Origin of the sequence: Enterobacter cloacae complex sp. SHL021 (genome assembly GCF_049237765.1) — a bacterium.
Classification (GTDB): Bacteria; Pseudomonadota; Gammaproteobacteria; order Enterobacterales; family Enterobacteriaceae; genus Enterobacter; species Enterobacter cloacae.
This window is the reverse complement of sequence record NZ_JBMKJG010000017.1, coordinates 17,387-43,535: the sequence shown is the minus strand read 5'-3', so window position 1 is coordinate 43,535 and position 26,149 is coordinate 17,387. Positions and strand designations below refer to the sequence as shown.

The window sequence follows — 26,149 nt, the reverse complement described above, 5'->3', positions numbered from 1 at the left end:
GGCATGTCGCTCTGGTTAACCCACCCTCTGTTTGTGCCCTCAGCGATCGTCGGCGTCACCATTGTGTTATGGGCGACGTCGCTATTGCCGGAATTCATTACCGCGCTGCTGTTCTTCACGGCAGCGATGACCGCCAGAATTGCCCCGCCGGAGGTCATTTTTGGCGGCTTTGCCTCGTCTGCCTTCTGGCTGGTGTTCAGCGGCTTTGTGCTTGGTGTGGCAATCCGGAAAACCGGTCTGGCTGACAGGGCTGCACGGGCGCTCTCCGCCCGGCTTACCGACTCCTGGGTGCTAATGGTGGCCAGCGTGGTTCTGCTGAGTTATGCCCTGGCGTTTGTGATGCCGTCGAACATGGGGCGTATCGCGCTGCTGATGCCCATCGTGGCCGCGATGGCAAAACGTGCCGGTATTGCCGACGGATCGCGCGCCTGGTTTGGCCTGGCGCTGGCCGTTGGTTTCGGCACCTTCCAGCTTTCGGCCACCATCCTGCCTGCCAACGTTCCCAATCTGGTGATGAGCGGTGCGGCAGAGGGCTCATACGGCATTCATCTGAACTACGTGCCTTATCTGCTGCTGCACACGCCCGTGCTCGGTATTCTCAAAGGGTTGATTCTGATTGGTTTAATCTGCTGGTTATTCCCCGGCAGCCCGAAGCCGCCCAGGGATCTGGCACCCGCTGAACCGATGGGGCGAGATGAAAAACGCCTTGCCTGGCTGCTGGCGGTGGTATTGGGAATGTGGGTGACGGAGAGCTGGCACGGTGTGGGGCCGGCATGGACCGGGCTTGCGGCATCGGTCATTGTGATGCTGCCACGCGTAGGTTTTATCACCGGAGAAGAGTTCTCGGCGGGGGTGAATATGCGCACCTGTATTTATGTGGCAGGCATCCTCGGTTTGGCCATTGTGGTGACGCAAACCGGTATCGGTCCGGCGGTGGGGGAGGCGTTGCTGAAGATAATGCCGCTGGACGCCGACAGACCGTTCACCAGTTTCCTGGCGCTGACCGGGATCACCACGGCACTGAACTTTATTATGACGGCTAACGGTGTTCCGGCGCTCTACACCACGCTGGCGCAAAACTTTTCGGAGGCGACGGGCTTTCCGCTATTGTCTGTCATCATGATTCAGGTGCTGGGCTATTCCACGCCGCTGCTGCCGTATCAGGCGTCGCCGATAGTGGTGGCGATGGGCTTAGGAAAGGTGCCTGCAAGGGCGGGGATGGTGCTCTGTCTGGCGCTGGCAATTGCCACGTATCTGGTGCTGCTGCCGCTGGATTATCTGTGGTTTAGCGTTTTAGGTCGTTTGTAGCGATTTTGTAGGGCGGGTAAGCGCAAGCGCCACCCGCCACAACAGCATTACGCCTGTTTAGCCGCTTCTGCCGCTTTAACGATTACCGCGAAAGCGTCAGCTTTTAGGGATGCACCGCCAACCAGCGCGCCATCGATGTCTGGCTGGGTGAACAGTTCTGCCGCGTTAGAGGCATTTACGGAACCGCCGTACTGGATGATGACCTGCTCTGCCACTTTCGCGTCGGCTTTCGCAATGTGGTCACGGATGAATTTGTGAACCGCCTGAGCCTGCGCTGGGGTTGCAGATTTGCCGGTACCGATCGCCCAGACTGGCTCGTAAGCGATAACCGCGCCTTCGAATGCTGCCGCGCCCTGCGTTTTCAGCACAGCGTCGATCTGACGTGCGCACACTTCTTCCGTTTTGCCTGCTTCGTTTTCTGCTTCGGTTTCACCGATGCACAGAACCGGGATCAGACCCTGCTCTTTCAGCACCGCAAATTTCTTCGCGATGAACTCGTCGGATTCTTTGTGGTAGGTGCGACGCTCAGAGTGGCCGATGATGATGTATTTGGCGCCGATATCTTTCAGCATTTCAGCGGAGGTTTCACCGGTGAATGCGCCAGACAGGTTAACGTCAACGTTCTGTGCGCCCAGAATGATGTGGCTGCCGTCAGCGGCACGTTTAGCCAGATCCAGGTACATATCCGGCGGAGCGATAGCAACCGCGCAGCCAGTCACGCCAGCCAGCTCTTTACGCAGGTTCGCAACCAGTTCGTTTACCATGTGGCGGCTGCCGTTCAGTTTCCAGTTACCCATCACTAAAGGATGTCGCATTTCAATTCTCCACGCTAAATAAGCGAATTAAGGAATATGGCCACCCTGACGGGCAGCATGGTCTGTGAATCAGTATAGAGATTTTCCCTCGAAAGGCTTTGCTTTTTGTCATTAATTCGCCCCTCCGAGTGTGTCAGATAGTGCCAGCTTAATCGGTTCAACAGCGAAGGTCAGGCCTTTTTCGCCGTTATCCGCCACCACATAGCGCACCGCGCCTTCGGTTTCGGTGTAATAGCGCTTGTTTTTACCCGCAACCAGCAGTTTTTGCAGCTTTTGTTGGCTCTGTTTTTTCGTCAGTGCGGGCGTAAACGCCTGCAGCACCGCGCTCATGTACTCCAGCGCCTTCGCCTTGGCGGCTTTCTGCTCTGGCCCCTGAATCGGCAGCCAGGTGATCTGCATACTTTTGATTTTTAGCGTACCGCGCTCCAGCGCAGTGGAAGCGTACAAGTTTTCGTTAATCTTGCTGGCGGCACGGGTCAGGTTTGGAGTATCGCGAGCGCCATCAATGGCGCGAAATTCATCCAGCGGAAGCGTTGGATTGGTTTTGTTAAACGTTTCACGAAACTGACTGATGGACTGATCGAACGATGGCGCACCCGCCAGAAGGTAGGGCGCGGTTGTCGGAGCAGGGGGTTCGGCGGCGTGCAGGGGCAGACCGGCGCTCAGCATCGCGAAACACAGGAAAAGAAGGTGTGCCGAATTTTTCATCAACATTGTCCCTGGCCGTAAGTGCTCATGATTAAATCGATATCTGGTCGGCTTGTCAAAAGGTCACAACTCCAGGGTAAAATGCGCACGATATGATAATAAGGAACCTTACATGACCATACAGCAGTGGTTGTTTTCATTCAAAGGGCGTATTGGACGCCGTGATTTCTGGATCTGGATGGCGACGTGGATTATCGCCATGCTGCTTCTGTTTTTTGTGGCCTATAACGCATGGCTGAGCACGCAAACCGCGGCGTTTGCGCTGGTTTGTTTACTGTGGCCAACCGCGGCCGTGGTGGTGAAACGCCTGCACGATCGCGGTCGTTCCGGTGCATGGGCTTTTCTGATTATTCTGGCGTGGATGCTGGTCGCCGGGAACTGGTCAATACTTCCGTCCATCCTCCCCTGGGTGGTGGGCAGACTGCTACCGACCATTATCTTTGTGATGATGGTTATCGATCTGGGTGCGTTCATCGGCACCCAGAGCGAAAACAAATACGGTAAAGACACTCTTGAGGTGAAATACCGCTGATCACCAGTAGTGTTCGGCGGTCATATGACCCGGTCGGCGGCGAAGGTGTTTCGTCATCTGCCGGGTATCTTTCAGAAGCTGCTGAGTGTCCCGTACCATCTGCGGGTTACCACACAGCATCACGTGGCTGGTTTCGGCACGCATCGGCAAGCCAACGGCCTCTTCCAGGGCTCCACTCTCAATTAATGCCGGCACGCGGCCGGTCAGCGAACCTGCTGCCGTTTCGCGGCTCACCACGGTCTGGATTTTCAGCTTTCCGGCATACTGCCGCTCCAGCTCCTGCATCTGCGGCAGATAACTTAAGTCTGCGGCGTAACGCGCGGCATGCACCAGCACGATGTTTTTAAACCGCTCCAGGTCTTTGCCGTACTGCAGAATGGAGAGATAGGGGCCGATGGCCGTGCCGGTTGCCAGCATCCACAGGGTTTCGCAGTCCGGAATTTCGTCCAGCACGAAGAAACCTGCTGCGTCACTCACAATCTGGACATCATCACCGGGTTTAAGCGCCGCCAGGCGCGGGCTAAGTTTGCCGTCCGGGACGGTAACCAGATAGAACTCGAGATCCGGATTATCGGGCGCGTTGACGTACGAGTAAGCGCGCTGCACGCGTTCGCCGTCGATATCCAGCCCCAGTTTGGCAAACTGTCCGGCCGTAAACGGATGGATGGGGGCGTGCACGGTGAGACTAAATAGCGCATCGGTCCAGAATTTTATCTTAGTGACTTTACCTGTTACCCAGTCCGCCATGATCTTCTCCTGTGCTGTTTCTCGGATCTATCTTCCGTATTTGTGATGAAGATATCCAGCCCATTCGGGCTGGAAAGCTCTATCGATCAAACGGTTTTACAGAATGTGCGTCTGTACGTCCGGGTCTTTACGATCGAGATAGTGAATTGACTGAATGCGACGAATGGTGCGCGATTTACCGCGGATCAGCAGCGTTTCCGTGGTCGCCATGTTGCCTTTGCGGGTGATGCCATCCAGCAGATCGCCTTTGGTGATGCCGGTCGCGGAGAAAACAACGTTGTCGCTGCGGGCCATTTCGTGAAGTGCGAGGACTTTATTGGCTTCGATACCCATTGCCTCACAGCGCGCCAGCTCATCTTCGCCAATGCGGCGATTCTCTTCGTTGTCGCCTTTGACCTCATGACGAGGCAGCAGGCGGGCCTGCATGTCGCCATCCAGCGCGCGAATCACCGCAGCAGAGACCACGCCTTCCGGCGCGCCGCCAATCCCGTACAGGACATCCACTTCACTGTCTGGCATGCAGGTCAGAATGGAGGCCGCCACGTCGCCATCCGGGATGGCAAACACGCGTACGCCCAGCTTTTGCATCTGCGCGATGGTAGCGTCGTGACGTGGTTTCGCCAGAATGGTGACGGTGAGTTCGCTCAGCGGCTTGTTCAGCGCGCTGGCGACATTACGCAGGTTCTCTTCCAGCGGCAGGCTGAGGTCGATGGCGCCTTTCGCGCCAGGACCGACAATCAGCTTTTCCATGTACATATCCGGTGCGTTGAGGAAGCAGCCTTTATCACCCACGGCCAGCACGGCCAGCGCGTTGGCCTGACCCATCGCCGTCATGCGTGTGCCTTCGATCGGGTCGACGGCGATATCCACGGCATCGCCTTTGCCGGTACCCACTTTTTCACCGATGTAGAGCATTGGCGCTTCGTCGATCTCGCCTTCGCCGATCACAATAGTGCCGTCAATATTGACCTGATTGAGGACAATGCGCATGGCATGGACAGCCGCACCGTCGGCGGTATTTTTGTCGCCACGGCCAAGCCATTTATAGCCTGCCAGGGCAGCGGCTTCGGTAACGCGGGAAAACTCGATAGCAAGTTCACGTTTCATGAGGTACTCGTGCAATCAAAAGGAATTGCACGAAGTTTATCACAGAGTGGGGCGAGGCGAGGGGACCGGTGCAGCCGGAGCCCCTCACTCTGACCCTCTCCCCGGGGGAGAGGGAATGTATGATTACTCTTCGTGCTCTTCCCACGCCAGGGCGCGTTTCACCGCTTTCTTCCAGCCGCTGTAGCGGTAGTTACGCTCGGTGGTTTCGATGCCAGGACGGAATTCACGTTCGATAACCGCTTTTTCCTGCAGCTCGTCCAGATTCTGCCAGAAGCCGACCGCCAGACCCGCAAGATACGCCGCACCCAGCGCGGTCACTTCGCGCACTTCCGGGCGTTCCACGCGGGTGCCCAGAATGTCAGACTGGAACTGCATCAGGAAGTTGTTCGCGACCGCACCGCCGTCCACGCGCAGAGCGTGCAGACGGATGCCGGAGTCAGCCTGCATCGCTTCCAGTACGTCGCGCGTCTGATAGGCGATAGATTCCAGGGTGGCGCGAATAATGTGGTTAGCATTCACGCCACGCGTCAGGCCGAAAATCGCGCCGCGTGCATACGGATCCCAGTACGGTGCGCCCAGACCGGTAAACGCAGGTACCACGTACACGCCGTTGGTATCCTTCACTTTGGTGGCGAAGTACTCGGAGTCGAATGCATCACTGATAAGCTTCATTTCGTCGCGCAGCCACTGGATGGATGCACCCGCCATGAACACCGCACCTTCCAGCGCATAGTTCACTTCACCGCGTGGGCCGCAGGCGATGGTGGTCAGCAGACCGTTTTCTGATTTCACCGCTTTCTCGCCGGTGTTCATCAGCATAAAGCAGCCGGTACCGTAGGTGTTTTTCGCCATCCCTTCTTTAACGCACAGCTGGCCGAACAGCGCCGCCTGCTGGTCACCGGCGATACCGGCGATAGGAATACGCGTGCCGCCTTTACCACCGATGTTGGTCTGACCGTACACTTCAGAAGATTTACGTACTTCTGGCAGCATAGCGCGTGGAATATCCAGCGCGTCCAGCATCTTGTCATCCCACTCCAGCGTGTTGATGTTGAACAGCATGGTACGCGAGGCGTTGGTGTAGTCCGTGACGTGAACGCGACCCTGGGTCATCTTCCAGATAAGCCAGGTATCGACGGTACCGAACAGCAGTTCGCCGCGTTTTGCACGCTCACGTGAACCTTCCACGTGGTCAAGGATCCACTTCACTTTGGTACCCGAGAAATACGGGTCGACCACCAGGCCCGTGGCGCTGCGGACGTACTCTTCCATACCGTCGCGCTTCAGCTGTTCGCAAATCTCTGACGTACGACGACACTGCCAGACGATGGCGTTATAAATTGGCTTGCCGGTTTCACGTTCCCAGACGATTGTCGTTTCACGCTGGTTGGTAATACCAATCGCGGCTATTTCGTCAGAACTGATATCGGCTTTCGCAAGCACTTCGACCAGCGTGGAGCTTTGCGATGCCCAGATCTCCATCGGGTCGTGCTCTACCCAGCCTGGACGAGGATAGATTTGCTCAAATTCACGCTGTGACACGCTGACAATGTTCGCGTCATGATCCATTACGACAGCGCGGGAGCTGGTGGTGCCCTGGTCGAGCGCAACGATATATTTTTTTTCGGTCATGGTGTAAGTCCCGTAGTCAGATTACAGCGAAGCTTTTTGTTGTGCGGTAGAAGTCGTCTCTTTCTCCTCGTCCACACAGGTGTCGCACGGTAAGTGGCGACCAATTAATTTGCGATAGCTAAACGCACCCAGCGCAGCCCCGACAACCGGCGCAAACAGCGGAACCAGGAAGTAAGGAATGTCTTTGCCACCGGTGAAGGCCACGTCGCCCCAGCCAGCGATAAAGGCGAACGCTTTTGGTCCGATATCACGCGCCGGGTTCATCGCGAAGCCGGTCAGCGGGCCCATGGATGCGCCGATCACCGCAATCAGCAGGCCAATCAGCAGAGGTGCCAGCGGGCCGCGCGGAATGCCGTTTCCGTCGTCGGTCAGCGCCAGGATAACGCCCATCAGAATAGCGGTAATCACCATTTCAACTGCGAACGCCTGCACAAAATTGATATGCGGGTTTGGATACGTTGAGAAGATACCTGCCAGATCCAGACTTTCGACGCTGCCGCGCACCATATGATGCGTCTGTTCGAAGTCGATGAAAAGATTGTAATAAAGCCCGTAAACTAACGCCGCTGCGCAAAACGCGCCGGCAAATTGAGAAATAATGAAAGGAACAACTTTGCGTCCGTCGAAGCACGCGAACAGCCACAGTGCGATGGTCACCGCCGGGTTAAGATGTGCGCCAGAAACCCCTGCAGTCAGGTAGATGGCCATTGCCACACCCAGACCCCAGATAATACTGATTTCCCACTGACCAAAACTGGCACCCGCCACTTTCAGTGCAGCAACACAGCCCACTCCGAAGAATATCAACAACCCGGTACCAAGGAACTCGGCAATGCACTGGCCTTTTAAGGTTGATGTCTGACTCATAATCGGAATCCTGAAGAGATTGATGTTTATTGTTAGCATGGCCGCCCGTGACAGCCATGATGTCCTGTAGACATAGTGTTAATTTATCGTTAACGAGCAAAAACGAGAAATATCGAAATCAAAATGTGTGGTCTGTGTCAATAAAATGAGCGTTTACGCGCCATAAAGCGCATTTTTGCATCAGCGCGAGAGTGTGAGCTGAATCATTTCATTAACTAATGAGTTAACAACTTAGGGGTAATTGCCGCGAACGCACCAGGACGAGGCCGAAAAGTGTTGCAAACCACGATCTGCGCGGTGTGTCGCTGGACAGGGGCGACGGGGCTTCATACAATCGGCATAGATGTTGTGCGCGTTTACGTTAAAGCGTCGCCTTGCAATTCAGGAGAGGTAGGATCATGTCTTTAGAAGTGTTTGAGAAACTGGAATCGAAAGTACAGCAGGCGATTGACACCATCACGCTGCTGCAGATGGAAATTGAAGAGCTGAAAGAAAAGAACAACAGCCTGGCGCAAGAAGTGCAAACAGCTCAGCACGGCCGTGAAGAACTGGAGCGCGAAAACAACCAGCTGCGTGAACAGCAGAACGGCTGGCAGGAACGTCTGCAGGCACTGCTGGGGCGTATGGAAGAGGTTTAATTCCCCTGGGATTGAACTGAGTAGGCCGGGTAAGGCGAAGCCGCCACCCGGCTTTTTTATGGTTATCGCGAATGGGTAATAACCATAAAAAAGGCCGCCCAAGGCGGCCTTAACGCTACTTGTCCTGCGCTGTCGTAGCAAAAGCAAAGAACACATTGGGTTCATCACTCTTCACAACGAGTACGCTGGCGACAATGAACGCGATACATAAATAGCGTTTCATTATGCGGTCCCTGCAGCTAACCGCTCCACCGTTCACCACCGGTGATAAGTCGGTGGACACAAGCCCTGGTATTAGCCTGTTTTACGGTTGTGAATACACCTTTCCCTGGACCGATGCCCATTTGCGAGATGGCGGAAAGGGACGCTGCATCATAATAAGCAGCAACCGTGGTGTTAAGGTATTCATAAACAATTAGGATTTTATAAAGCTTCTGAGGGGTTGCCCAAGGTTTGGACGAGAGTATGATGAAGATCCTTGGTATTAGCCTGCAAGCCTTCCCAACGGACCGCGAATCCCGAGGGACAAAAAAACCGCCACATTGCTGTTGGCGGTTTTTTTATGGCGCTCGCTTACTGTTTACTACTCAATATCCAGCGGATCTTCGGAGAGGATAATGCCGGTGTTATCGGCATAGAGATGGTCGCCGGAGAAGAAGGTCACGCCGCCGAAATTGACGCGGATATCGCTTTCACCAATGCCTTCACCTGCGGCGCCTACCGGAATGGCAGCAATCGCCTGAATGCCGATATCGAGGTCTTCCAGATCGTCCACCTGGCGGACTGAACCGTAGACCACAATGCCTTCCCATTCATTTTGCACGGCAATTCCGGCCAGTTCTGCGTCAATCAATGCACGACGTACGGAGCCGCCGCCATCAACCAGCAGCACGCGACCACGACCGTTCTGTTCGAGCAGATCGTACAGCAACCCGTTATCCTCGAAACATTTCACCGTGATGATTTGTCCGCCAAACGAAGACCGTCCACCAAAGTTGGAGAACAGCGGTTCAACGACGTTGACATCTTCCTGGTAGATGTCACAAAGCTCGGAGGTATCGTATTTCATAGGTTTAACGCTCTGTTGCTGCGAATGTGTTCAGTATATCGTGCGAAATGCGTTGTTGGCAAAATCATCAATTGTTAATTGATATTTGTCAGTTAACTCAGCGTCTGGCTCAGGACAATCCCTATCACGAACAACAGGTTAGTGAGCAATGCGCCTTTTACCGTGCGCTCAAGCATCGGTGGCATGGCTGCCGGGCTGAGCTCACGCATCACAAAGCGGGCCTGTTTAATCAGCAGCGGCGCGGCGAGCACAAACAGCCAGCCCCAGAGACTATGCAGCGAGATCAGGTTGAACAGTGCGAGGCAGAGCAGGGCGCCCATTAGCAGGCAGGCATGATAGCGACGCGCGTTAACCGGCCCCAGACGCACGGCCAGCGTGTTTTTGCCGTTCTCACGGTCGCTGTCGATATCGCGCAGATTGTTGATGTTAAGTACCGCCGTTGCCAGCAGACCGCAGGCGGTGGCGGGCAGGAACAGGGCAGGGATAAGCGTATGCGCCTGTAAGTACCAGCTGCCCATCACGCTCAGCCAGCCAAAAAATACCAGCACGGAAATATCACCCAGGCCGATATAACCGTAAGGGCGCGTGCCGACGGTATAGGTAATGGCGGCGATAATAGCGAGCAGGCCCAGCACCAGAAAACCAATGAAATCACTGGTGGTTTTCGAGGCGACCGTCACCAGCGCCAGGCCGGATAAACAAATCAGTACCACGGTGATAATCAACGCGCGCTTCATCTGTGCCTGCGTAATCACCCCTTTCTGCATCCCGCGCAGAGGGCCGATACGGTCAGGCTTATCGCTACCCTTAACCGCATCGCCGTAGTCGTTGGCGAGATTAGAGAGGATCTGCAACAAACCGGCTGTGACCAGCGCCAGCACGGCAACCAGCGGATTGAAATACCCCTGCCACCAGGCAAGGACGGTACCGACGATAATCGCGGCAAAGGCCAGAGGAAGGGTTTTAGGGCGTAGACTTTCGAGCCACGCCTGAGTACGGCTGATATCAGTCATAGTTATTAAGCCAAAAAAATGGGGGCATTAGCCCCCATTAAATGTGATGAGAATGCAGTAACCGCGATTATAGGATAAAACGGCTCAGATCTTCATCTGCCACTAACGCATCCAGGTGTTTACCCACATATTCTGCGTCAATGGTAATGGTTTGACCGTTCAGGTCGCTCGCATCATAAGAGATATCTTCCATCAGGCGTTCCAGCACCGTGTGCAGACGACGCGCACCGATGTTCTCGGTAGTTTCGTTGACCTGCCAGGCCGCCTGGGCGATGCGTTTGATACCGTCTTCGGTGAACTCAATGTTCACGCCTTCGGTCGCCATCAGCGCTTTGTACTGTACGGTCACAGACGCGTTTGGCTCGGTCAGGATACGTTCGAAATCTTCAGTGGTCAGCGCCTGCAGCTCAACGCGGATAGGCAGACGGCCCTGCAGTTCCGGGATCAGGTCAGACGGGCTGGCAATCTGGAACGCACCGGACGCGATAAACAGGATGTGGTCCGTTTTGACCATGCCGTGCTTGGTGGAGACGGTGCAACCTTCTACCAGCGGCAGCAGGTCGCGCTGCACGCCTTCACGGGAGACATCCGGGCCGGACGCGTTACCGCGCTTACAGATCTTATCGATTTCGTCGATAAACACGATACCGTGCTGCTCAACCGCGTCGATCGCATCCTGCTTCAGCTCTTCCGGGTTCACCAGCTTTGCTGCTTCTTCTTCAATCAGCAGCTTCATCGCATCTTTGATTTTCAGCTTACGCGCTTTCTGTTTCTGACCGCCCAGGTTCTGGAACATGGACTGCAGCTGGCTGGTCATCTCCTCCATGCCAGGAGGTGCCATGATTTCCACACCCATTGGCGCGGCGGCGAGATCGATCTCAATCTCTTTGTCATCCAGCTGGCCTTCGCGCAACTTTTTGCGGAATGCCTGACGTGCCGCAGACGGTTCAGCCTGCTGTTCAGCCTGGCCCCAGTTGTTTTTCGCCGGCGGGATCAGCACGTCAAGAATGCGCTCTTCAGCCATCTCTTCCGCGCGATAGCGGTTTTTCTCGATCGCCTGAACGCGAACCATCTTGATTGCCGAGTCGGTCAGATCGCGGATGATCGAGTCAACTTCTTTACCTACATAGCCCACTTCGGTGAATTTAGTGGCTTCAACTTTGATGAACGGCGCGTTAGCCAGTTTCGCCAGACGGCGCGCGATTTCGGTTTTACCGACACCGGTTGGGCCGATCATCAGAATGTTTTTTGGCGTCACTTCATGGCGCAGCTCTTCGTCGAGCTGCATGCGGCGCCAGCGGTTACGCAGAGCAATAGCCACGGAACGCTTGGCGTTATCCTGGCCGATAATATGTTTGTCCAGTTCGCTGACAATTTCGCGTGGGGTCATTTCAGACATGGGAGATCCTTACGCTTTAGAGGTCAATTCTTCGATGGTGTGGTTGTGGTTGGTATAGATGCAGATATCACCCGCAATATCCAACGCCTTCACAGCGATATCACGCGCATTCATGTCGGTATTCTCCAACAGTGCGCGAGCCGCAGCCTGGGCATAAGGGCCGCCAGAGCCGATGGCAATCAGGTCGTTTTCCGGCTGAATGACGTCACCGTTACCGGTGATGATCAGCGATGCGGTTTCATCGGCCACGGCCAGCAGCGCTTCGAGTTTGCGCAGCATGCGGTCGGTTCGCCAGTCTTTCGCCAGCTCAACGGCGGCTTTCACCAGATGACCCTGGTGCATTTCCAGTTTACGTTCAAACAGTTCAAACAGCGTGAAAGCATCAGCCGTGCCGCCTGCAAAACCGGCGATCACTTTGTCGTTGTATAAACGACGGACTTTTTTCACGTTGCCTTTCATTACGGTATTACCCAGCGTGGCCTGGCCATCACCGGCGATTACCACGTGGCCGTTACGGCGTACACTTACTATTGTTGTCACGAGCAGACCCCCTGGTTACAGAATCGGGAAACAGAAGCCCTGAGCCTGTGCTCAGGGCTGAATAGAAAGATAGATGGGGGGGAATTTGGGGGTTTCAACCCCCGGAAGCAAGTCGGATGCAGTTTGTGTGACCGGCGACTTTCAAACGAGAAATGGTGCCATCGGCATTTTCTTTGCCTTTGACCGGGCCAATCACCACGCGATTCCAGCCGTTATTGGTGGTAATGCGCGAGTCAAATCCTTCAAATGCCAGCTGAGCGCGGACCGTTTCGGCCTGCTCGGCGCCTTTGAACGAGCCGCACTGCACCATCCAGCGGCGTTCGTCTTTCTTCTCAGCCGTCTGCTTCGGTGCCTCGGTCTCTTTGGTGACCGGTGCGGCCTGCTGTGTTTTCGGCTGCTGCGCGGTGGTATGCGCAGGCGTCTGCAGCAGATCCTGATACGGTTGAGCCGTTTGCTTCTGCGTCTGGGCCTTTGGCTGCTGAGCAGGCTGAGACTGCGCCGTTCGTGTTTGCGGCTGCTGGTACGGCTGTTCCGTCACGCGCGGCTGCGCTTTAGGTTGCTGTACCGGCTGGTTTTGCGTCCACTGCTGCTGTTGTTGTTGCTGCTGAATCTGTGCCTGACGCTGGCGCTGCAGTTGCAGCGTTTGCTGACGCTGCGCCGGCGTTTGTTCATTCCACGGCACTTCATTCAGCTGCGTAGGCTGCTGGCGCATATCGGCCTGCATCTGTGCCAGCAACTGACGCTGTTCGTCCGTTAGCTGATCGGCATTTTTCACCTCGCCACCGGCGGATGGCTCGGTCGGCGCACGCACGCCAGGCTGACGGCTTTCCAGCTCTTTAATATAGCGCCAGCGCTCTTCAGGCTTCGGTGGCAGACCATTTCCAACCACTTTGTTGCCCTGAAGGGCCTCAGCCTCTTCTTTTTTATGGTGCGTGATAAAGTACAGGCCGCCGATGAAGGCCACCAGTACCGCCGCAGCAATAGCGACCATTGCTGGCGAGACAGCAGGCAGGTTACGTTGCTTTTTCTTTGCGCTACTCTTTTTGCGTCGCGAAGGTGCCGGCTGGCCGCGACGTACATAATCTCGTTGTGCCACTATCGTTTCGCTGTATTTATTCGTTCGTCAGTCCGCCATGTTACTTAAGCGGCGGGGCTTTGACCAGATAAGGGTGTCCTAAAGACATTTACTTTAAGTCAATGCCTGGGTAGAACCACGAATAATCAGTTCGCAGTCCAGCAACCTCGATCCGCTGCTAACTGTTTGACCCTGCAACTGATCGAGCAAAAGAAGCATCGCTTCACGGCCAATGTCGTAGCGTGGCTGCGAAACGGTTGAGAGCGGGGGATCGCAAAATTCTGAAAGCGAAATATTATCGAAACCGATAATCGACAAATCTTTCGGTATGCGCAGGCCGCGGCGTTTCGCATACGATAATGCCCCAAGCGCCATCACGTCGCTGTGGCAGAACACTGCGGTAGGCGGCTCAGGCAACGCCAGTAGTTTTTCCAGCGCCTGACCACCGGCTTCGAAGGAAAAATTACCGCGCGCAATGTAGTGCGGATCAACCGTCACGCCGGTTCGGCGAAGCGCCTGAACATAGCCCTGCAGGCGATAGTGACACAGCGGCATCTCTTCTGGCCCGGCAATGCAGCCAATCCGTTTATGCCCCAGCTCCTGCAGGTAATTAACGGCGTTGAACGCGGCGGTCAGGTTATCAATATGCACCGTTGGCAGTTCCAGCTCCGGCGCAAACTCGTTGGCCATCACCATTGGCGGTAAATTGCGCTGCTCTTCAATGCTGGCATCAAACGGCAGGCGCGAACCAAGCAGCAGCATGCCGTCGATCTGCTTGGTGATAATGAGGTCGATAAAGGTTTTTTCCTGCTGATTCTGGTGCGCGCAGTCGCCAATGAGCACCAGATACCCTTGCTCCGCAGCGGTCACTTCGATGCCGCGAATAATTTCGCTGAAGAAGGGATCGCAGATGTCCGGCACAATCACCAGGATGGTCCGCGACTCATTACGTTTAACGTTACGCCCCATCGCCTGTGGGAAATACCCCACTTCCAGCGCGGCCTGTTCTACCCGGTTGCGGGTCGCCTGAGAGACTTTATCCGGGTTCATTAATGCGCGGGACACGGTTGCCGTAGAGACTTGTGCTTTCTGGGCAACGTCTTTCATGGTCGCCGTGGCAACCTCTTTCCTGGACTTCAACGTCTTCTCCTCGCCTGAACACCGAACTTCTGACGCCACCATTTTTACAGATAGTTAATGGAATCGGTTACAGAATTTTCATAAAAAGTGTGAGGGACGTTAAATTTTTCGATCCGGCTTCAGCCTTCGATGGGATCAACGTCAAGCACCCACTTCACTTTGCGCGCTTCTGGCAGGGTGTTGATCAAGGCCAGCGTGCCGCTGACGATGTGCTGTAAACGGATGCGCGAAGGGTGCTGGAGCAAAATCTGCCAGCGAAAACGTCCGCCGCGCTTGGGGGCCAGCGCCGGAACCGGCCCTAAAATCCACAATTGATTATCGACCAGCGGGCTGGCCTGCAGAAGGTTTCTCAACTGCTGCAGGAAAAGCGGCGCCTGCTGGTTGTTATGATCTTCCGCGCGGATGATCACGTGGCTGGTCCACGGGGGAAGCTGCATGGTCTGGCGTTCAGCCAGCGCCTGCTCGGCAAAGGCGTCATAGCCTTTGTGCAGCAGGGTTTGCAGCAACGGATGCTCAGGATGGTGCGTTTGTAGTACCACTTCGCCCTGTTTCCCGGCGCGTCCCGCGCGTCCGGCCACCTGGGTATAAAGCTGGGCAAAACGCTCGGCTGAGCGGAAATCGGCAGAGAACAGTGCGCCATCGACATCCAGCAGGGCAACCAGCGTCACGTCCGGGAAGTGATGACCTTTGGCCAGCATCTGGGTGCCAATCAGGATGCGCGCGCCACCGCGATGCACTTCTGCCAGCTGCTGTTCCAGCGCCCCTTTACGGCTGGTGGTGTCCCTGTCGATTCGGGAAATGGGCACATCCGGGAAGAACGGCTCCAGGGCCTGTTCCAGTTGTTCAGTGCCCAGACCGACCGGCACGATGTGCGTTGACCCGCATGACGGACACTGACGCGGCACCGGGCGCTGGCTGTCGCAGTGGTGGCAGCGCAAATGGCGCTGGGCCTGATGGAAGGTGTAGTAGTGGTCGCAGCGCGGGCATTCTGCGATCCAGCCGCAGTCGTGACACAGCAGTGCCGGGGCAAAGCCGCGTCTGTTGAGGAACAAAATAACCTGATTGCCCGCCTGCAAATGCTGACGCATCCGGGTGATAAGGACAGGTGCTAACCCCGCCTGCACCTGCTGACCTTTCAGGTCCAGCACGTGTTGAATGGCCGGACGCGCATTCCCCGCGCGACGCGTCAGGCGCAGCATATGGTATTTACGCTGACGAACATTATGCAGCGTTTCGAGCGCCGGGGTAGCAGAGCCCAGAATAATGGGGATTTGCTCGCTGTGCGCGCGATAGACGGCCAGATCGCGGGCGTGATACCGCCAGCCTTCCTGCTGCTTATAAGAGCTGTCATGTTCTTCATCAATGACGATGACGCCAAGATTTTTGAACGGTGTAAACAGTGATGAACGGGTACCAATCACGATCGCCGCTTCGCCGTTTTTCGCTTTCAGCCAGGCGCTGAGGCGTTCGCTGTCATTCAGGCCAGAGTGCAGCACCTCAACCGGCGCATTAAACCGCTCGCGAAAGCGGGCGATGGTTTGCGGCGTCAGGCCAATTTCCGGCACCATCACCAGCGCCTGTTTGCCCTGCGCGAGCACGTTTTCCAGCACACTGAGATAGACTTCTGTCTTGCCGGAACCGGTGACCCCGGCCAGTAGCCAGGCGGAGAAATGGCCGGAGGCACTGTGGATCGCCCCCACGGCGGTGGCCTGCTCGGTGTTCAGGCGCAGGCGATCGCCCGAGACGGAAAATCGCTCCCGCCAGTCATACAGGGCCGGAGCCTCGCTTGCCAGTTCGCTCAGCCCTTTTTTTCGTAGTGCCTGGAGCGCGGTTTCGCTGACTTCCATCTCATCGACCTGATGGCGCCAGATTTTCCCCTGACGCAGGGCGGCCAGCGCCTGCTGTTGTTTCTGGGAGCGCTTCAGGCTGTTAATGTCCACCGCCTGGCCCTGTTCGGTCGCAAACCAGTACCACATTGGCGCGTGGCTGGCGCTTTTGCCCTGGCGCAGCATAATCGGTAAAGCGTGGAACAGAACATCGCCAATCGGATGATGATAATAATCCGCCGCCCATAGTAGCAGTCGCCAGGTGCTGGTGGAGTAAACGGGCTCGCTGTCGAGCACCTCAACGACCGATTTCAGTTCGTTAAGCGGCAATTCGCTCTTGTCGCTGACGGAGACGACGATCCCTACGCGCTGCTGTTTGCCAAAGGGCACGGTCACGCGACAGCCCGCTTTAACGCTCATGCTGTCGGGCAGCAGATAGTCAAACGTGCGGGGAAGCGGAACGGGCAGGGCAACGTGAGCGACGGGCATCGAATCTTCCTGACTTGAAAAGTGGCGCGTTAGTATACACATTAGTGAAAGCGGCGTGCGGATCAGTTTGCATACGTTGGTCAAATTCTGTATGATTCGCCGCCTTTGGTGTACTTTACGCCAAAGAACTTACATTCAACATCGCGTGGTGTCTGGCGTTAGGGCTGGAAGAGCGACGCGGCCTTAACTGAGGTTCTCCCATGAAAAAAGATATTCACCCGAAATACGAAATGATTACTGCAAACTGCTCTTGCGGTAACTCTATCCAGATCCGCTCTACCGTGGGTCACGATCTGAACCTGGACGTGTGCGGCAAATGCCACCCGTTCTACACTGGTAAGCAGCGTGACGTTGCAACCGGTGGCCGTGTTGACCGCTTCAACAAGCGTTTCAGCATCCCGGGCGCTAAATAAGTTTCCCGAAAAAAAGGCACCGCAAGGTGCCTTTTTTGTATCCGCTTATCAGTATTCCCACGTCTCCGGGTCGATACCCAGTTCACGCATGATCACCTTCGCCTCTTCCGGGATTTCGTCGCTACGCTCTTTGCGCAGGTCGTCATCGTTCGGCAACGGTTGGCCGGTAAACGCATGCAGAAACGCTTCGCACAGCAGTTCGCTGTTGGTTGCGTGGCGCAGGTTGTTCACCTGACGACGCGTACGTTCATCGGTGAGGATCTTCAACACCTTCAGAGGAATGGAAACCGTAATTTTCTTTACTTGCTCACTCTTCTTACCGTGCTCAGCGTATGGGCTGATATATTCGCCGCTCCATTCAGCCATGAGATACCTTTAATCCTCTCAGTCATTAATCTAAAGGTGCAAAACCTGTAACCGTCGGTTTTGAACCGTAAACCTGCGTAGTTTACCGTAGAGACGATACCGTGGCACGGATATTGCCGCTGCAGCGTGCACTAAAGCATATAATTTTAACGGCTATTTGCGCATTGCTCAATCTATACGCAAAGAAGTTTAGATGTCCAGATGTATTGACGTCCATACTTTCAATGTTTACTCTGGTGCCTGACTTTTCACCTAATTAGCCAGGAAGCCTTCACCATGACGCGTAAACAGGCCACCATCGCAGTGCGTAGCGGATTGAATGATGACGAGCAGTACGGCTGTGTTGTCCCGCCGATTCATCTTTCCAGTACCTATAATTTCACCGGATTTAATGAACCCCGTGCGCATGACTACTCGCGTCGTGGCAACCCTACGCGTGATGTTACCCAGCGCGCGCTGGCGGAACTGGAAGGTGGCGCAGGGGCAGTATTAACCAATACCGGCATGTCTGCCATTCATCTGGTGACTACCGTGTTCCTGAAGCCGGGCGATCTGCTGGTTGCGCCGCACGACTGTTACGGCGGCAGCTATCGTCTGTTTGATAGCCTGGCAAAACGCGGCTGTTACCGGGTGTTGTTTGTCGATCAAAATGACGAACAGGCGCTGAAACAGGCGCTGGCAGAGAAGCCGAAGCTGGTGCTGGTGGAAAGTCCAAGCAATCCATTGTTGCGCGTTGTCGATATTGCGAAAATTTGTCAGCTCACAAGGGATGCGGGAGCGATAAGTGTAGTGGATAATACGTTCCTCAGTCCGGCCCTTCAGAACCCACTGGCGCTGGGTGCAGATCTGGTATTGCATTCATGCACTAAATATCTGAACGGTCATTCTGATGTCGTCGCAGGCGTGGTGATTGCAAAAGATCCCGACGTTGTCACCGAACTGGCATGGTGGGCCAATAACATTGGCGTCACCGCCGGGGCCTTCGACAGCTATCTGCTGTTACGCGGGATTCGCACGCTGTCGCCGCGTATGGAGGTGGCACAGCGCAATGCCCAGGCGATTGTCGATTTCCTGAAAACGCAGCCGCTGGTGAAGAAGCTTTATCACCCGTCGCTGCCTGAAAACCAGGGGCACGAGATTGCCGCGCGTCAGCAGAAAGGGTTTGGCGCGATGTTAAGTTTTGAACTGGACGGTGACGAGCAAACGCTGCGTCGCTTCCTGAGCGGGCTGTCATTGTTTACGCTGGCGGAATCGTTAGGTGGGGTTGAAAGTTTGATCTCCCACGCCGCAACCATGACGCACGCAGGTATGGCACCAGAGGCACGTGCCGCCGCCGGGATTTCTGAGACGCTGCTGCGGATCTCAACCGGTATTGAAGATTCTGAAGATTTAATTGCCGATCTGGAAAATGGCTTCCGGGTCGCAGCCAAGGGGTAATCATGAGTGTGATAGCGCAGGCAGGGGCGAAGGGTCGTCAACTGCACAAGTTTGGTGGTAGTAGTCTTGCTGATGTGAAGTGTTACCTGCGCGTTGCAGGGATCATGACAGAGTATTCACAGCCGGGTGACATGATGGTTGTCTCCGCGGCGGGCAGCACCACCAACCAGCTGATTAGCTGGCTGAAATTGAGCCAGACCGATCGCCTCTCTGCGCATCAGGTGCAACAGTCCTTACGCCGTTACCAGAGCGAGCTGATTGCCGGTTTGCTGCCCGCAGACGTGGCGGATGGGCTGATTAGCGCTTTTACGCATGACCTTGAGCGTCTGGCCGCCCTGCTGGACAGCGGTATTACCGATGCGGTGTACGCCGAAGTGGTGGGTCACGGTGAAGTGTGGTCTGCGCGCCTGATGGCCGCCGTGCTGCAACATCTGGGCGTTGAGGCTGCCTGGCTCGACGCGCGTGATTTCCTGCGTGCCGAACGCGCCGCACAGCCACAGGTGGACGAAGGTCTATCCTACCCGCTGCTGCAACAGTTGCTGGTACAGCATCCGGGTAAACGCATTGTGGTGACCGGCTTTATCAGCCGCAGCAATGCCGGGGAAACCGTGCTGTTGGGGCGTAACGGCTCTGACTACTCGGCGACGCAAATCGGTGCCCTGGCGGGCGTGTCCCGCGTCACCATCTGGAGTGACGTCGCCGGTGTTTACAGTGCTGATCCACGTAAGGTGAAAGACGCCTGCCTGCTGCCGCTGCTGCGCCTGGATGAAGCCAGCGAGCTGGCACGTCTGGCCGCGCCGGTTCTGCATGCGCGTACGCTGCAGCCGGTTTCCGGTAGCGATATCGATCTGCAGTTACGCTGCAGTTACACCCCGGATCAGGGCTCCACGCGCATCGAACGCGTGCTGGCATCCGGTACGGGGGCGCGTATTGTCACCAGCCACGACGACATCTGCCTGATTGAGTTCCAGGTCCCGGCGGGCCAGGACTTCAAACTGGCGCATAAAGATATCGACACGATCCTCAAACGTGCTCAGGTGCGTCCGCTGGCGGTTGGCGTACATAACGACCGTCAACTGCTGCAGTTCTGCTACACCGCCGAAGTGGCGGACAGCGCGCTAAAAATTCTGGATGAAGCGGGCCTGCCGGGCGAGCTTCGTCTGCGTCAGGGGCTAGCGCTGGTGGCGATGGTGGGCGCGGGCGTCACCCGTAACCCACTGCACTGCCACCGCTTCTGGCAACAGCTGAAAGGGCAACCGGTTGAATTTACCTGGCAGTCGGAAGAGGGCATCAGCCTCGTTGCCGTCCTGCGTAAAGGACCAACTGAGAGCCTGATTCAGGGTCTGCATACCTCTCTGTTCCGTGCGGAAAAACGTATCGGTCTGGTGTTGTTCGGTAAAGGCAACATCGGTTCTCGCTGGCTGGAGCTGTTCGCGCGCGAGCAGGTCACGCTCTCAGCACGTACCGGCTTTGAATTTATCCTCGCCGGGGTGGTGGACAGCCGCCGCAGTCTGTTGAACTACGAGGGGCTGGATGCCAGCCGCGCGCTTGCCTTCTTTAATGATGAAGCGGTTGAACAAGACGAAGAGGCGCTGTTCCTGTGGATGCGCGCGCACCCGTATGACGATCTGGTGGTGCTGGACGTTACTGCCAGCGAACAGCTTGCCGATCAGTATCTTGATTTCGCCAGCCACGGTTTCCACGTCATCAGTGCGAATAAACTGGCGGGGGCAAGCAGCACCGATAAGTACCGTCAGATCCACGATGCGTTCGAAAAAACCGGTCGTCACTGGCTCTATAACGCCACCGTAGGCGCGGGTCTGCCGGTTAACCATACCGTGCGCGATCTGATTGAAAGCGGCGACAGCATTCTGGCGCTGAGCGGTATTTTCTCCGGTACGCTCTCCTGGCTGTTCCTGCAGTTTGATGGCACCGTACCGTTCACTGACCTGGTGGATCAGGCGTGGCAGCAGGGGCTAACCGAACCCGATCCCCGCGTCGATCTTTCCGGTAAAGATGTGATGCGTAAGCTGGTGATCCTGGCGCGTGAAGCCGGTTATGACATTGAACCCGGCGCTGTTCGCGTCGAGTCGCTGGTGCCGGCAGGCTGCGAGGAAGGATCCATTGATCACTTCTTTGAAAACGGTGATGAACTGAACGAGCAGATGCTGCAACGTCTGGAAGCCGCAAACGAGATGGGGCTGGTGCTGCGCTATGTGGCGCGTTTCGAGGCCAACGGTAAAGCGCGTGTGGGGGTTGAGGCGGTGCGTCCTGAACATCCGCTGGCGGCGCTGCTGCCTTGCGATAACGTCTTTGCAATCGAAAGCCGCTGGTACCGCGATAACCCACTGGTGATCCGTGGCCCGGGTGCAGGGCGCGATGTCACCGCCGGGGCGATCCAGTCGGACATCAATCGTCTCGCTAAGCTACTGTAACCCCTGTATTTCCCTCTCCCGGTGGGAGAGGGTTAGGGTGAGGGCATCAGACCGCACTCACCCCATCTTGAATTTCCTTCATCTTCCCTGAGCATTCCTCACCGTTATTGTTGATTATTTCTGTTGACGTCACCCCGCTTTTCCGTCATTTTTACATCTGGACGTCTAAACGTATAGAAGTTCACAACACAACAAACAACGACACGCGAAAGATAGAGGTAAGGTATGAGCTTTTTTCACGCCAACCAGCGGGAAGCCCTGAATCAGAGCTTGGCCGAAGTAAACGGCCAGATTAACGTCTCTTTTGAATTTTTCCCGCCGCGCACCAGTGAAATGGAGCAAACCCTCTGGAGCTCTATCGATCGCCTGAGCAGCCTGAAACCGAAATTTGTCTCCGTGACCTACGGCGCGAACTCCGGCGAGCGTGACCGTACGCACAGCATTATTAAAGGCATTAAAGACAGAACCGGTCTGGAAGCGGCGCCGCATCTGACCTGTATCGACGCCACCGGTGACGAGCTGCGTGCTATCGCCCAGGATTACTGGAATAACGGGATTCGTCATATCGTCGCCCTGCGCGGCGACCTGCCGCCGGGTAGCGGTAAGCCGGAAATGTATGCGGCGGATCTGGTCGCGCTGCTGAAAGACGTTGCCGATTTTGATATCTCCGTGGCGGCGTACCCGGAAGTGCATCCGGAAGCGAAAAGCGCTCAGGCCGACCTCCTTAACCTGAAGCGTAAAGTGGATGCCGGTGCGAACCGGGCCATTACTCAGTTCTTCTTTGATGTGGAAAGCTACCTGCGCTTCCGCGACCGCTGCGTTTCTGCGGGTATCGACGTGGAAATCATCCCGGGTATTCTGCCGGTCTCTAACTTCAAACAGGCGAAGAAATTTGCCGATATGACCAACGTACGCATTCCGCTGTGGATGTCCAAAATGTACGAAGGGCTGGACGATGATCCGGAAACGCGCAAGCTGGTAGGTGCCAATATCGCAATGGACATGGTGAAAATTTTAAGTCGGGAAGGGGTAAAAGATTTCCACTTCTACACGCTGAACCGCGCGGAAATGAGCTACGCCATTTGTCATACGCTCGGTGTTCGCCCGGCGTAATAAACATCAAGCCCTCCTGAATGGAGGGCTTTTTAGTCTGGCTAAAAGTTAAAAGGTATTAGCTATCGAATCTGTGGATTAATTCAACTATATCTTATTGCTAGTGGTGTATATCGTAACGGTAACACTGTAAAAGGGAGCATAGCGATGAGCACGTCAGACGAGAGCAATAAAGCGGCATCAGTCGGCAAATGCCCGTTCCACCAGGGCGGCGTCGATCACAGCGCGGGGGCAGGTACAGGCAGCCGCGACTGGTGGCCAAAACAACTCCGCATCGATCTTCTTAATCAACATTCCAATCGTTCGAACCCTCTGGGTGAAGACTTCGACTACCGCAAAGAATTTAGCAAGCTGGATTACTCCGCCCTCAAGGGCGATCTCAAAGCACTCTTAACCGACTCTCAACCGTGGTGGCCTGCCGACTGGGGCAGCTATGCGGGCCTGTTTATTCGCATGGCCTGGCACGGTGCGGGAACCTATCGCTCCGTTGACGGACGCGGCGGTGCCGGACGCGGTCAACAGCGCTTTGCGCCGCTGAACTCCTGGCCAGATAACGTCAGTCTGGATAAAGCTCGCCGTCTGCTGTGGCCGATCAAGCAAAAATATGGTCAAAAAATCTCCTGGGCTGACCTGTTTATTCTTGCGGGTAACGTGGCGCTGGAAAACTCCGGCTTCCGCACCTTTGGTTTTGGTGCCGGGCGTGAAGATGTCTGGGAACCGGATCTCGACGTTAACTGGGGGGATGAAAAAGCCTGGCTGACCCATCGTGACCCGGAAGCGCTGGCGAAACGCCCGCTGGCGGCCACAGAAATGGGGCTGATCTACGTTAACCCGGAAGGACCAAACGCCAGCGGTGAACCGCTGTCCGCGGCGGCAGCCATTCGCGCCACCTTCGGTAACATGGGAATGAACGACGAAGAGACCGTGGCGCTGATTGCCGGGGGGCATACGCTCGGTAAAACCCACGGTGCGGGTGAAGCAACGCACGTTGGCACAGACCCGGAAGCGTCTCCGATTGAAGCGCAGGGCCTGGGCTGGGCCAGCACGCACGGTACCGGTATTGGCGCTGACGCCATTACTTCCGGTCTGGAAGTCATCTGGTCACAAACCCCGACCCAGTGGAGCAACTACTTCTTCGAGAACCTGTTCAAATACGAATGGGTGCAAACCCGCAGCCCGGCCGGTGCGATTCAGTTTGAAGCCGTGGACGCGCCTGAGATCATGCCAGACCCGTTCGACCCGTCGAAAAAACGCAAACCGACTATGCTGGTTACCGACCTGACGCTGCGTTTTGACCCGGAATTCGAAAAAATTTCCCGTCGCTTCCTGAACGATCCGCAGGCTTTCAACGAAGCCTTCGCCCGCGCGTGGTTCAAACTGACCCACCGCGATATGGGGCCAAAATCGCGTTATCTTGGCCCGGAAGTGCCGAAAGAAGATCTGATCTGGCAGGATCCGCTGCCGGAGGCAGTATTCAATCCGACCAAAGAGGACATTGAGAGCCTGAAGGCGGAAATTGCAGCATCCGGGCTCTCCGTGAGCGAACTGATTTCCGTGGCATGGGCGTCAGCCTCTACCTTCCGCGGCGGTGACAAGCGTGGCGGTGCCAACGGTGCGCGTCTGGCGCTTGCGCCTCAGCGCAACTGGGATGTTAACGCCGCAGCCGTACGTGCATTGCCTGCTCTGGAAGCTATTCAGCGCACCACCAATAAAGCCTCACTGGCCGATATTATCGTGCTCGCGGGTGTGGTAGGCGTTGAGCAGGCGGCGAAAGCGGCAGGCGTTTACGTCACCGTACCGTTCACGCCGGGCCGTGTGGATGCACGTCAGGATCAGACGGATATCGATATGTTTAACCTGCTTGAACCGATTGCTGACGGTTTCCGTAACTATCGTGCGCAGGTTGATGTTTCCACCACCGAATCGCTGCTGATTGATAAAGCCCAGCAGTTGACGTTAACCGCACCAGAAATGACGGTGCTGATCGGCGGCCTGCGCGTACTGGGCGCAAACTTCGACGGCAGTAAAAATGGTGTGTTCACCAACCGCGAAGGCGTGCTGAGCAATGACTTCTTCGTGAACCTGCTGGATATGAACACCCAGTGGAAGGCGACCGATGAATCGAACGAGCTGTTTGCCGGAAGCGATCGCACCAGCGGTGAAGTGAAATACACCGCCACTCGCGCTGACCTGGTCTTCGGCTCTAACGCTGTCCTTCGCGCGCTGGCAGAGGTGTACGCCAGCAGTGATGCTCACGAGAAGTTCGTTCGCGACTTCGTTGCAGCGTGGGCGAAGGTGATGGATCTGGACCGTTTTGACGTGAAATAACCATTGAGCCGGGTACGCGTAGCGCACCCGGCTTTTTTATTACTCCCACTCCTGCAGGAAACGCTGTCCATACTGGTCGGCAACCAGCAGTGCCGCGTAAACCTGATCCGGCGATACGCCACCCGGCATGTTGTGAATGGTCTCTCCCTCAGCGCAAGACGCTTCGGCAATCAGGCGCATTTTGGCCGGAATGTCTTCTTTGATGTTCAGCTGCGCCAGCGTGATCGGCAATCCAACGCTGTGGCAAAGCGCCGCGACGGTTTCGATCTCCTCAACCGGCGCGTTTTCCAGCACCAGTTGCGTCAGCGTACCAAACGCCACTTTTTCACCGTGGTAGAAGTGATGCGCATCCGGCACTGCCGTCATCCCGTTGTGAATGGCATGCGCTGCCGCCAGCCCGCCGCTTTCAAACCCTACGCCGCTCAGATAGGTATTGGCTTCGATAATGCGTTCCAGCGCGGGGGTGACGACGTGCTGCTCCGCCGCGAGCATCGCTTTCTCGCCCTCTTCAATCAGCGTGTTGTAGCACAGCTCGGCAAGCGCTAACGCGGCCTGCGTGCACTTGCCGCCCGCCATGGTCGTGGCGCCGCTGCGCGAGCAGGCGCGTGCTTCAAACCAGGTGGCAAGGGCATCGCCAATTCCGGCGGCCAGCAGACGCGGCGGCGCACCAGCCACCACTTTGGTGTCGACAATCACCATATTGGGGTTATGCGGCAGCATCAGATAGCGTTCGAATTCGCCGCTGTCGGTATAAATCACAGAAAGGGCGCTGCACGGGGCATCGGTGGAGGCGATAGTCGGGGCGATAGCGACCGGCACGTCCATAAAATGTGCCAGCGCTTTGGCGGTATCCAGCGTTTTACCGCCGCCAATACCCAGCACCGCCATGCAGTCCGCACTGTCGGCCAGTTTTTTCAGACGATCGATCTCATTCTGCGAACATTCGCCGCCAAACGGCGCGATTTCGGCATGTAGCTCTGCATTTTTAAAACTCTGGCGCAAGGTCTCTTCGGCAAAACCCAGCACAAATTTATCGCCAACAACCAGCCAGCGTGTAGCCAGAGGTTTCAGATAGTCGCCGAGACGGGTGAGAACATTAGCGCCCTGGATATATTTCCCCGGCGATTGAATGATACGGTCCATAACATATCT

23 protein-coding genes are annotated in these 26,149 nt (G+C 56.1%); 8 read left to right on the top strand and 15 right to left on the bottom strand.

The genetic code is table 11. The features are described from left to right. Nucleotides 1–3: 3 nt before the first annotated feature. A complete protein-coding gene (locus tag ACOTZF_RS17180; RefSeq protein WP_013099324.1) occupies nucleotides 4–1,308 on the top strand; it encodes an SLC13 family permease in 1,305 nt (434 codons plus the stop codon). A 47-nt stretch (nucleotides 1,309–1,355) separates the two neighbouring features. Here ACOTZF_RS17180 and tpiA read toward each other — a convergent pair whose 3' ends face one another. Further along, the gene (gene tpiA / locus ACOTZF_RS17175) at nucleotides 1,356–2,123 is read right to left on the bottom strand and encodes a triose-phosphate isomerase (protein WP_003862019.1); all 768 of its coding nucleotides are present in this window, start codon (nucleotides 2,121–2,123) and stop codon (nucleotides 1,356–1,358) included. A gap of 111 nt (nucleotides 2,124–2,234) precedes the next feature. Further along, nucleotides 2,235–2,831, bottom strand: coding sequence for a DUF1454 family protein (locus ACOTZF_RS17170; RefSeq protein WP_020686903.1), 597 nt, complete (start codon nucleotides 2,829–2,831; stop codon nucleotides 2,235–2,237). Nucleotides 2,832–2,943: 112 nt separating this feature from the next. On the opposite strand from ACOTZF_RS17170, the gene ACOTZF_RS17165 reads away from it, so the two are divergent. After that, entirely contained in the window at nucleotides 2,944–3,363 is a 420-nt protein-coding gene (locus ACOTZF_RS17165; protein WP_020686904.1) for a DUF805 domain-containing protein, read from the top strand. Here the strand turns inward: ACOTZF_RS17165 and fpr are convergent, their stop codons facing one another. The 4 genes from fpr to ACOTZF_RS17145 all read right to left on the bottom strand — a co-directional run bounded on the left by fpr (nucleotide 3,364) and on the right by ACOTZF_RS17145 (nucleotide 7,716). Beyond that, a complete protein-coding gene (fpr, locus tag ACOTZF_RS17160) occupies nucleotides 3,364–4,110 on the bottom strand; it encodes a ferredoxin--NADP(+) reductase (RefSeq protein WP_013099320.1) in 747 nt (248 codons plus the stop codon). A 96-nt stretch (nucleotides 4,111–4,206) separates the two neighbouring features. After that, the gene (gene glpX, locus ACOTZF_RS17155) at nucleotides 4,207–5,217 is read right to left on the bottom strand and encodes a class II fructose-bisphosphatase (protein WP_013099319.1); all 1,011 of its coding nucleotides are present in this window, start codon (nucleotides 5,215–5,217) and stop codon (nucleotides 4,207–4,209) included. Between the two features lie 123 nt (nucleotides 5,218–5,340). Beyond that, complete coding sequence (gene glpK / locus ACOTZF_RS17150) at nucleotides 5,341–6,849, bottom strand: glycerol kinase GlpK (protein WP_038420817.1); 1,509 nt, start codon at nucleotides 6,847–6,849, stop codon at nucleotides 5,341–5,343. Between the two features lie 21 nt (nucleotides 6,850–6,870). After that, nucleotides 6,871–7,716 carry an MIP/aquaporin family protein gene (locus tag ACOTZF_RS17145; protein WP_013099317.1) on the bottom strand — a complete coding sequence of 282 codons (846 nt, stop codon included), beginning with the start codon at nucleotides 7,714–7,716 and terminating at the stop codon, nucleotides 6,871–6,873. Between the two features lie 398 nt (nucleotides 7,717–8,114). Between ACOTZF_RS17145 and zapB the strand changes: the two genes are divergently transcribed. Continuing rightward, nucleotides 8,115–8,354 carry a septal ring assembly protein ZapB gene (zapB, locus tag ACOTZF_RS17140; protein WP_013099316.1) on the top strand — a complete coding sequence of 80 codons (240 nt, stop codon included), beginning with the start codon at nucleotides 8,115–8,117 and terminating at the stop codon, nucleotides 8,352–8,354. A 583-nt stretch (nucleotides 8,355–8,937) separates the two neighbouring features. On the opposite strand, the gene rraA is transcribed toward zapB, so the two are convergent. From rraA to priA, 7 genes are all read right to left on the bottom strand, one after another. Beyond that, nucleotides 8,938–9,423 (bottom strand): ribonuclease E activity regulator RraA, encoded by a 486-nt coding sequence (rraA, locus tag ACOTZF_RS17135; RefSeq protein WP_013099315.1) that lies wholly within the window; start codon nucleotides 9,421–9,423, stop codon nucleotides 8,938–8,940. Between the two features lie 92 nt (nucleotides 9,424–9,515). Then, on the bottom strand, nucleotides 9,516–10,436 hold the full coding sequence (menA, locus tag ACOTZF_RS17130) for a 1,4-dihydroxy-2-naphthoate polyprenyltransferase (protein WP_013099314.1): 921 nt from the start codon (nucleotides 10,434–10,436) through the stop codon (nucleotides 9,516–9,518). Nucleotides 10,437–10,503: 67 nt separating this feature from the next. Beyond that, the gene (hslU, locus tag ACOTZF_RS17125) at nucleotides 10,504–11,835 is read right to left on the bottom strand and encodes an HslU--HslV peptidase ATPase subunit (protein WP_013099313.1); all 1,332 of its coding nucleotides are present in this window, start codon (nucleotides 11,833–11,835) and stop codon (nucleotides 10,504–10,506) included. 9 nt (nucleotides 11,836–11,844) lie between these two features. Next, nucleotides 11,845–12,375, bottom strand: coding sequence for an ATP-dependent protease subunit HslV (hslV, locus tag ACOTZF_RS17120; protein ID WP_008501802.1), 531 nt, complete (start codon nucleotides 12,373–12,375; stop codon nucleotides 11,845–11,847). 94 nt (nucleotides 12,376–12,469) lie between these two features. After that, nucleotides 12,470–13,471: a cell division protein FtsN gene (gene ftsN / locus ACOTZF_RS17115; protein WP_028028089.1), complete on the bottom strand. Its 1,002-nt coding sequence runs from the start codon at nucleotides 13,469–13,471 to the stop codon at nucleotides 12,470–12,472. A gap of 93 nt (nucleotides 13,472–13,564) precedes the next feature. Next, the gene (gene cytR / locus ACOTZF_RS17110) at nucleotides 13,565–14,590 is read right to left on the bottom strand and encodes a DNA-binding transcriptional regulator CytR (protein ID WP_013099311.1); all 1,026 of its coding nucleotides are present in this window, start codon (nucleotides 14,588–14,590) and stop codon (nucleotides 13,565–13,567) included. Nucleotides 14,591–14,709: 119 nt separating this feature from the next. Beyond that, nucleotides 14,710–16,905 (bottom strand): primosomal protein N', encoded by a 2,196-nt coding sequence (priA, locus tag ACOTZF_RS17105; protein WP_058651857.1) that lies wholly within the window; start codon nucleotides 16,903–16,905, stop codon nucleotides 14,710–14,712. 200 nt (nucleotides 16,906–17,105) lie between these two features. Here priA and rpmE point away from each other — a divergent pair, with 200 nt between their 5' ends. After that, complete coding sequence (gene rpmE / locus ACOTZF_RS17100; protein ID WP_003862040.1) at nucleotides 17,106–17,318, top strand: 50S ribosomal protein L31; 213 nt, start codon at nucleotides 17,106–17,108, stop codon at nucleotides 17,316–17,318. A gap of 48 nt (nucleotides 17,319–17,366) precedes the next feature. On the opposite strand, the gene metJ is transcribed toward rpmE, so the two are convergent. Beyond that, entirely contained in the window at nucleotides 17,367–17,684 is a 318-nt protein-coding gene (metJ, locus tag ACOTZF_RS17095) for a met regulon transcriptional regulator MetJ (protein WP_003862042.1), read from the bottom strand. A gap of 276 nt (nucleotides 17,685–17,960) precedes the next feature. Between metJ and metB the strand changes: the two genes are divergently transcribed. The 4 genes from metB (at nucleotide 17,961) to katG (ending at nucleotide 24,997) form a co-directional block, all read left to right on the top strand. After that, nucleotides 17,961–19,121, top strand: coding sequence for a cystathionine gamma-synthase (gene metB, locus ACOTZF_RS17090; RefSeq protein WP_013099309.1), 1,161 nt, complete (start codon nucleotides 17,961–17,963; stop codon nucleotides 19,119–19,121). A 2-nt stretch (nucleotides 19,122–19,123) separates the two neighbouring features. Next, entirely contained in the window at nucleotides 19,124–21,556 is a 2,433-nt protein-coding gene (locus ACOTZF_RS17085) for a bifunctional aspartate kinase/homoserine dehydrogenase II (RefSeq protein WP_029882892.1), read from the top strand. Between the two features lie 225 nt (nucleotides 21,557–21,781). Further along, nucleotides 21,782–22,669: a methylenetetrahydrofolate reductase gene (gene metF, locus ACOTZF_RS17080; RefSeq protein ID WP_013099307.1), complete on the top strand. Its 888-nt coding sequence runs from the start codon at nucleotides 21,782–21,784 to the stop codon at nucleotides 22,667–22,669. Nucleotides 22,670–22,816: 147 nt separating this feature from the next. Beyond that, on the top strand, nucleotides 22,817–24,997 hold the full coding sequence (katG, locus tag ACOTZF_RS17075) for a catalase/peroxidase HPI (protein ID WP_023621815.1): 2,181 nt from the start codon (nucleotides 22,817–22,819) through the stop codon (nucleotides 24,995–24,997). Between the two features lie 39 nt (nucleotides 24,998–25,036). Here the strand turns inward: katG and gldA are convergent, their stop codons facing one another. Next, nucleotides 25,037–26,140 carry a bifunctional L-1,2-propanediol dehydrogenase/glycerol dehydrogenase gene (gene gldA / locus ACOTZF_RS17070; RefSeq protein WP_094085108.1) on the bottom strand — a complete coding sequence of 368 codons (1,104 nt, stop codon included), beginning with the start codon at nucleotides 26,138–26,140 and terminating at the stop codon, nucleotides 25,037–25,039. Nucleotides 26,141–26,149 lie beyond the last annotated feature (9 nt).

What these genes read in the sequence shown, in the direction of transcription:
- priA (WP_058651857.1), bottom strand. Translation starts at nt 16,905, where the DNA reads ATGCCCGTCGCTCACGTTGCCCTGCCCGTTCCGCTTCCCCGCACGTTT.
- metJ (WP_003862042.1), bottom strand. Translation starts at nt 17,684, where the DNA reads ATGGCTGAATGGAGCGGCGAATATATCAGCCCATACGCTGAGCACGGT.
- metB (WP_013099309.1), top strand. Translation starts at nt 17,961, where the DNA reads ATGACGCGTAAACAGGCCACCATCGCAGTGCGTAGCGGATTGAATGAT.
- menA (WP_013099314.1), bottom strand. Translation starts at nt 10,436, where the DNA reads ATGACTGATATCAGCCGTACTCAGGCGTGGCTCGAAAGTCTACGCCCT.
- gldA (WP_094085108.1), bottom strand. Translation starts at nt 26,140, where the DNA reads ATGGACCGTATCATTCAATCGCCGGGGAAATATATCCAGGGCGCTAAT.
- rraA (WP_013099315.1), bottom strand. Translation starts at nt 9,423, where the DNA reads ATGAAATACGATACCTCCGAGCTTTGTGACATCTACCAGGAAGATGTC.
- zapB (WP_013099316.1), top strand. Translation starts at nt 8,115, where the DNA reads ATGTCTTTAGAAGTGTTTGAGAAACTGGAATCGAAAGTACAGCAGGCG.
- ACOTZF_RS17165 (WP_020686904.1), top strand. Translation starts at nt 2,944, where the DNA reads ATGACCATACAGCAGTGGTTGTTTTCATTCAAAGGGCGTATTGGACGC.
- metF (WP_013099307.1), top strand. Translation starts at nt 21,782, where the DNA reads ATGAGCTTTTTTCACGCCAACCAGCGGGAAGCCCTGAATCAGAGCTTG.
- ACOTZF_RS17085 (WP_029882892.1), top strand. Translation starts at nt 19,124, where the DNA reads ATGAGTGTGATAGCGCAGGCAGGGGCGAAGGGTCGTCAACTGCACAAG.
- rpmE (WP_003862040.1), top strand. Translation starts at nt 17,106, where the DNA reads ATGAAAAAAGATATTCACCCGAAATACGAAATGATTACTGCAAACTGC.
- tpiA (WP_003862019.1), bottom strand. Translation starts at nt 2,123, where the DNA reads ATGCGACATCCTTTAGTGATGGGTAACTGGAAACTGAACGGCAGCCGC.
- katG (WP_023621815.1), top strand. Translation starts at nt 22,817, where the DNA reads ATGAGCACGTCAGACGAGAGCAATAAAGCGGCATCAGTCGGCAAATGC.
- glpX (WP_013099319.1), bottom strand. Translation starts at nt 5,217, where the DNA reads ATGAAACGTGAACTTGCTATCGAGTTTTCCCGCGTTACCGAAGCCGCT.
- ACOTZF_RS17170 (WP_020686903.1), bottom strand. Translation starts at nt 2,831, where the DNA reads ATGAAAAATTCGGCACACCTTCTTTTCCTGTGTTTCGCGATGCTGAGC.
- hslU (WP_013099313.1), bottom strand. Translation starts at nt 11,835, where the DNA reads ATGTCTGAAATGACCCCACGCGAAATTGTCAGCGAACTGGACAAACAT.
- glpK (WP_038420817.1), bottom strand. Translation starts at nt 6,849, where the DNA reads ATGACCGAAAAAAAATATATCGTTGCGCTCGACCAGGGCACCACCAGC.
- ACOTZF_RS17145 (WP_013099317.1), bottom strand. Translation starts at nt 7,716, where the DNA reads ATGAGTCAGACATCAACCTTAAAAGGCCAGTGCATTGCCGAGTTCCTT.
- fpr (WP_013099320.1), bottom strand. Translation starts at nt 4,110, where the DNA reads ATGGCGGACTGGGTAACAGGTAAAGTCACTAAGATAAAATTCTGGACC.
- ACOTZF_RS17180 (WP_013099324.1), top strand. Translation starts at nt 4, where the DNA reads ATGTCGCTCTGGTTAACCCACCCTCTGTTTGTGCCCTCAGCGATCGTC.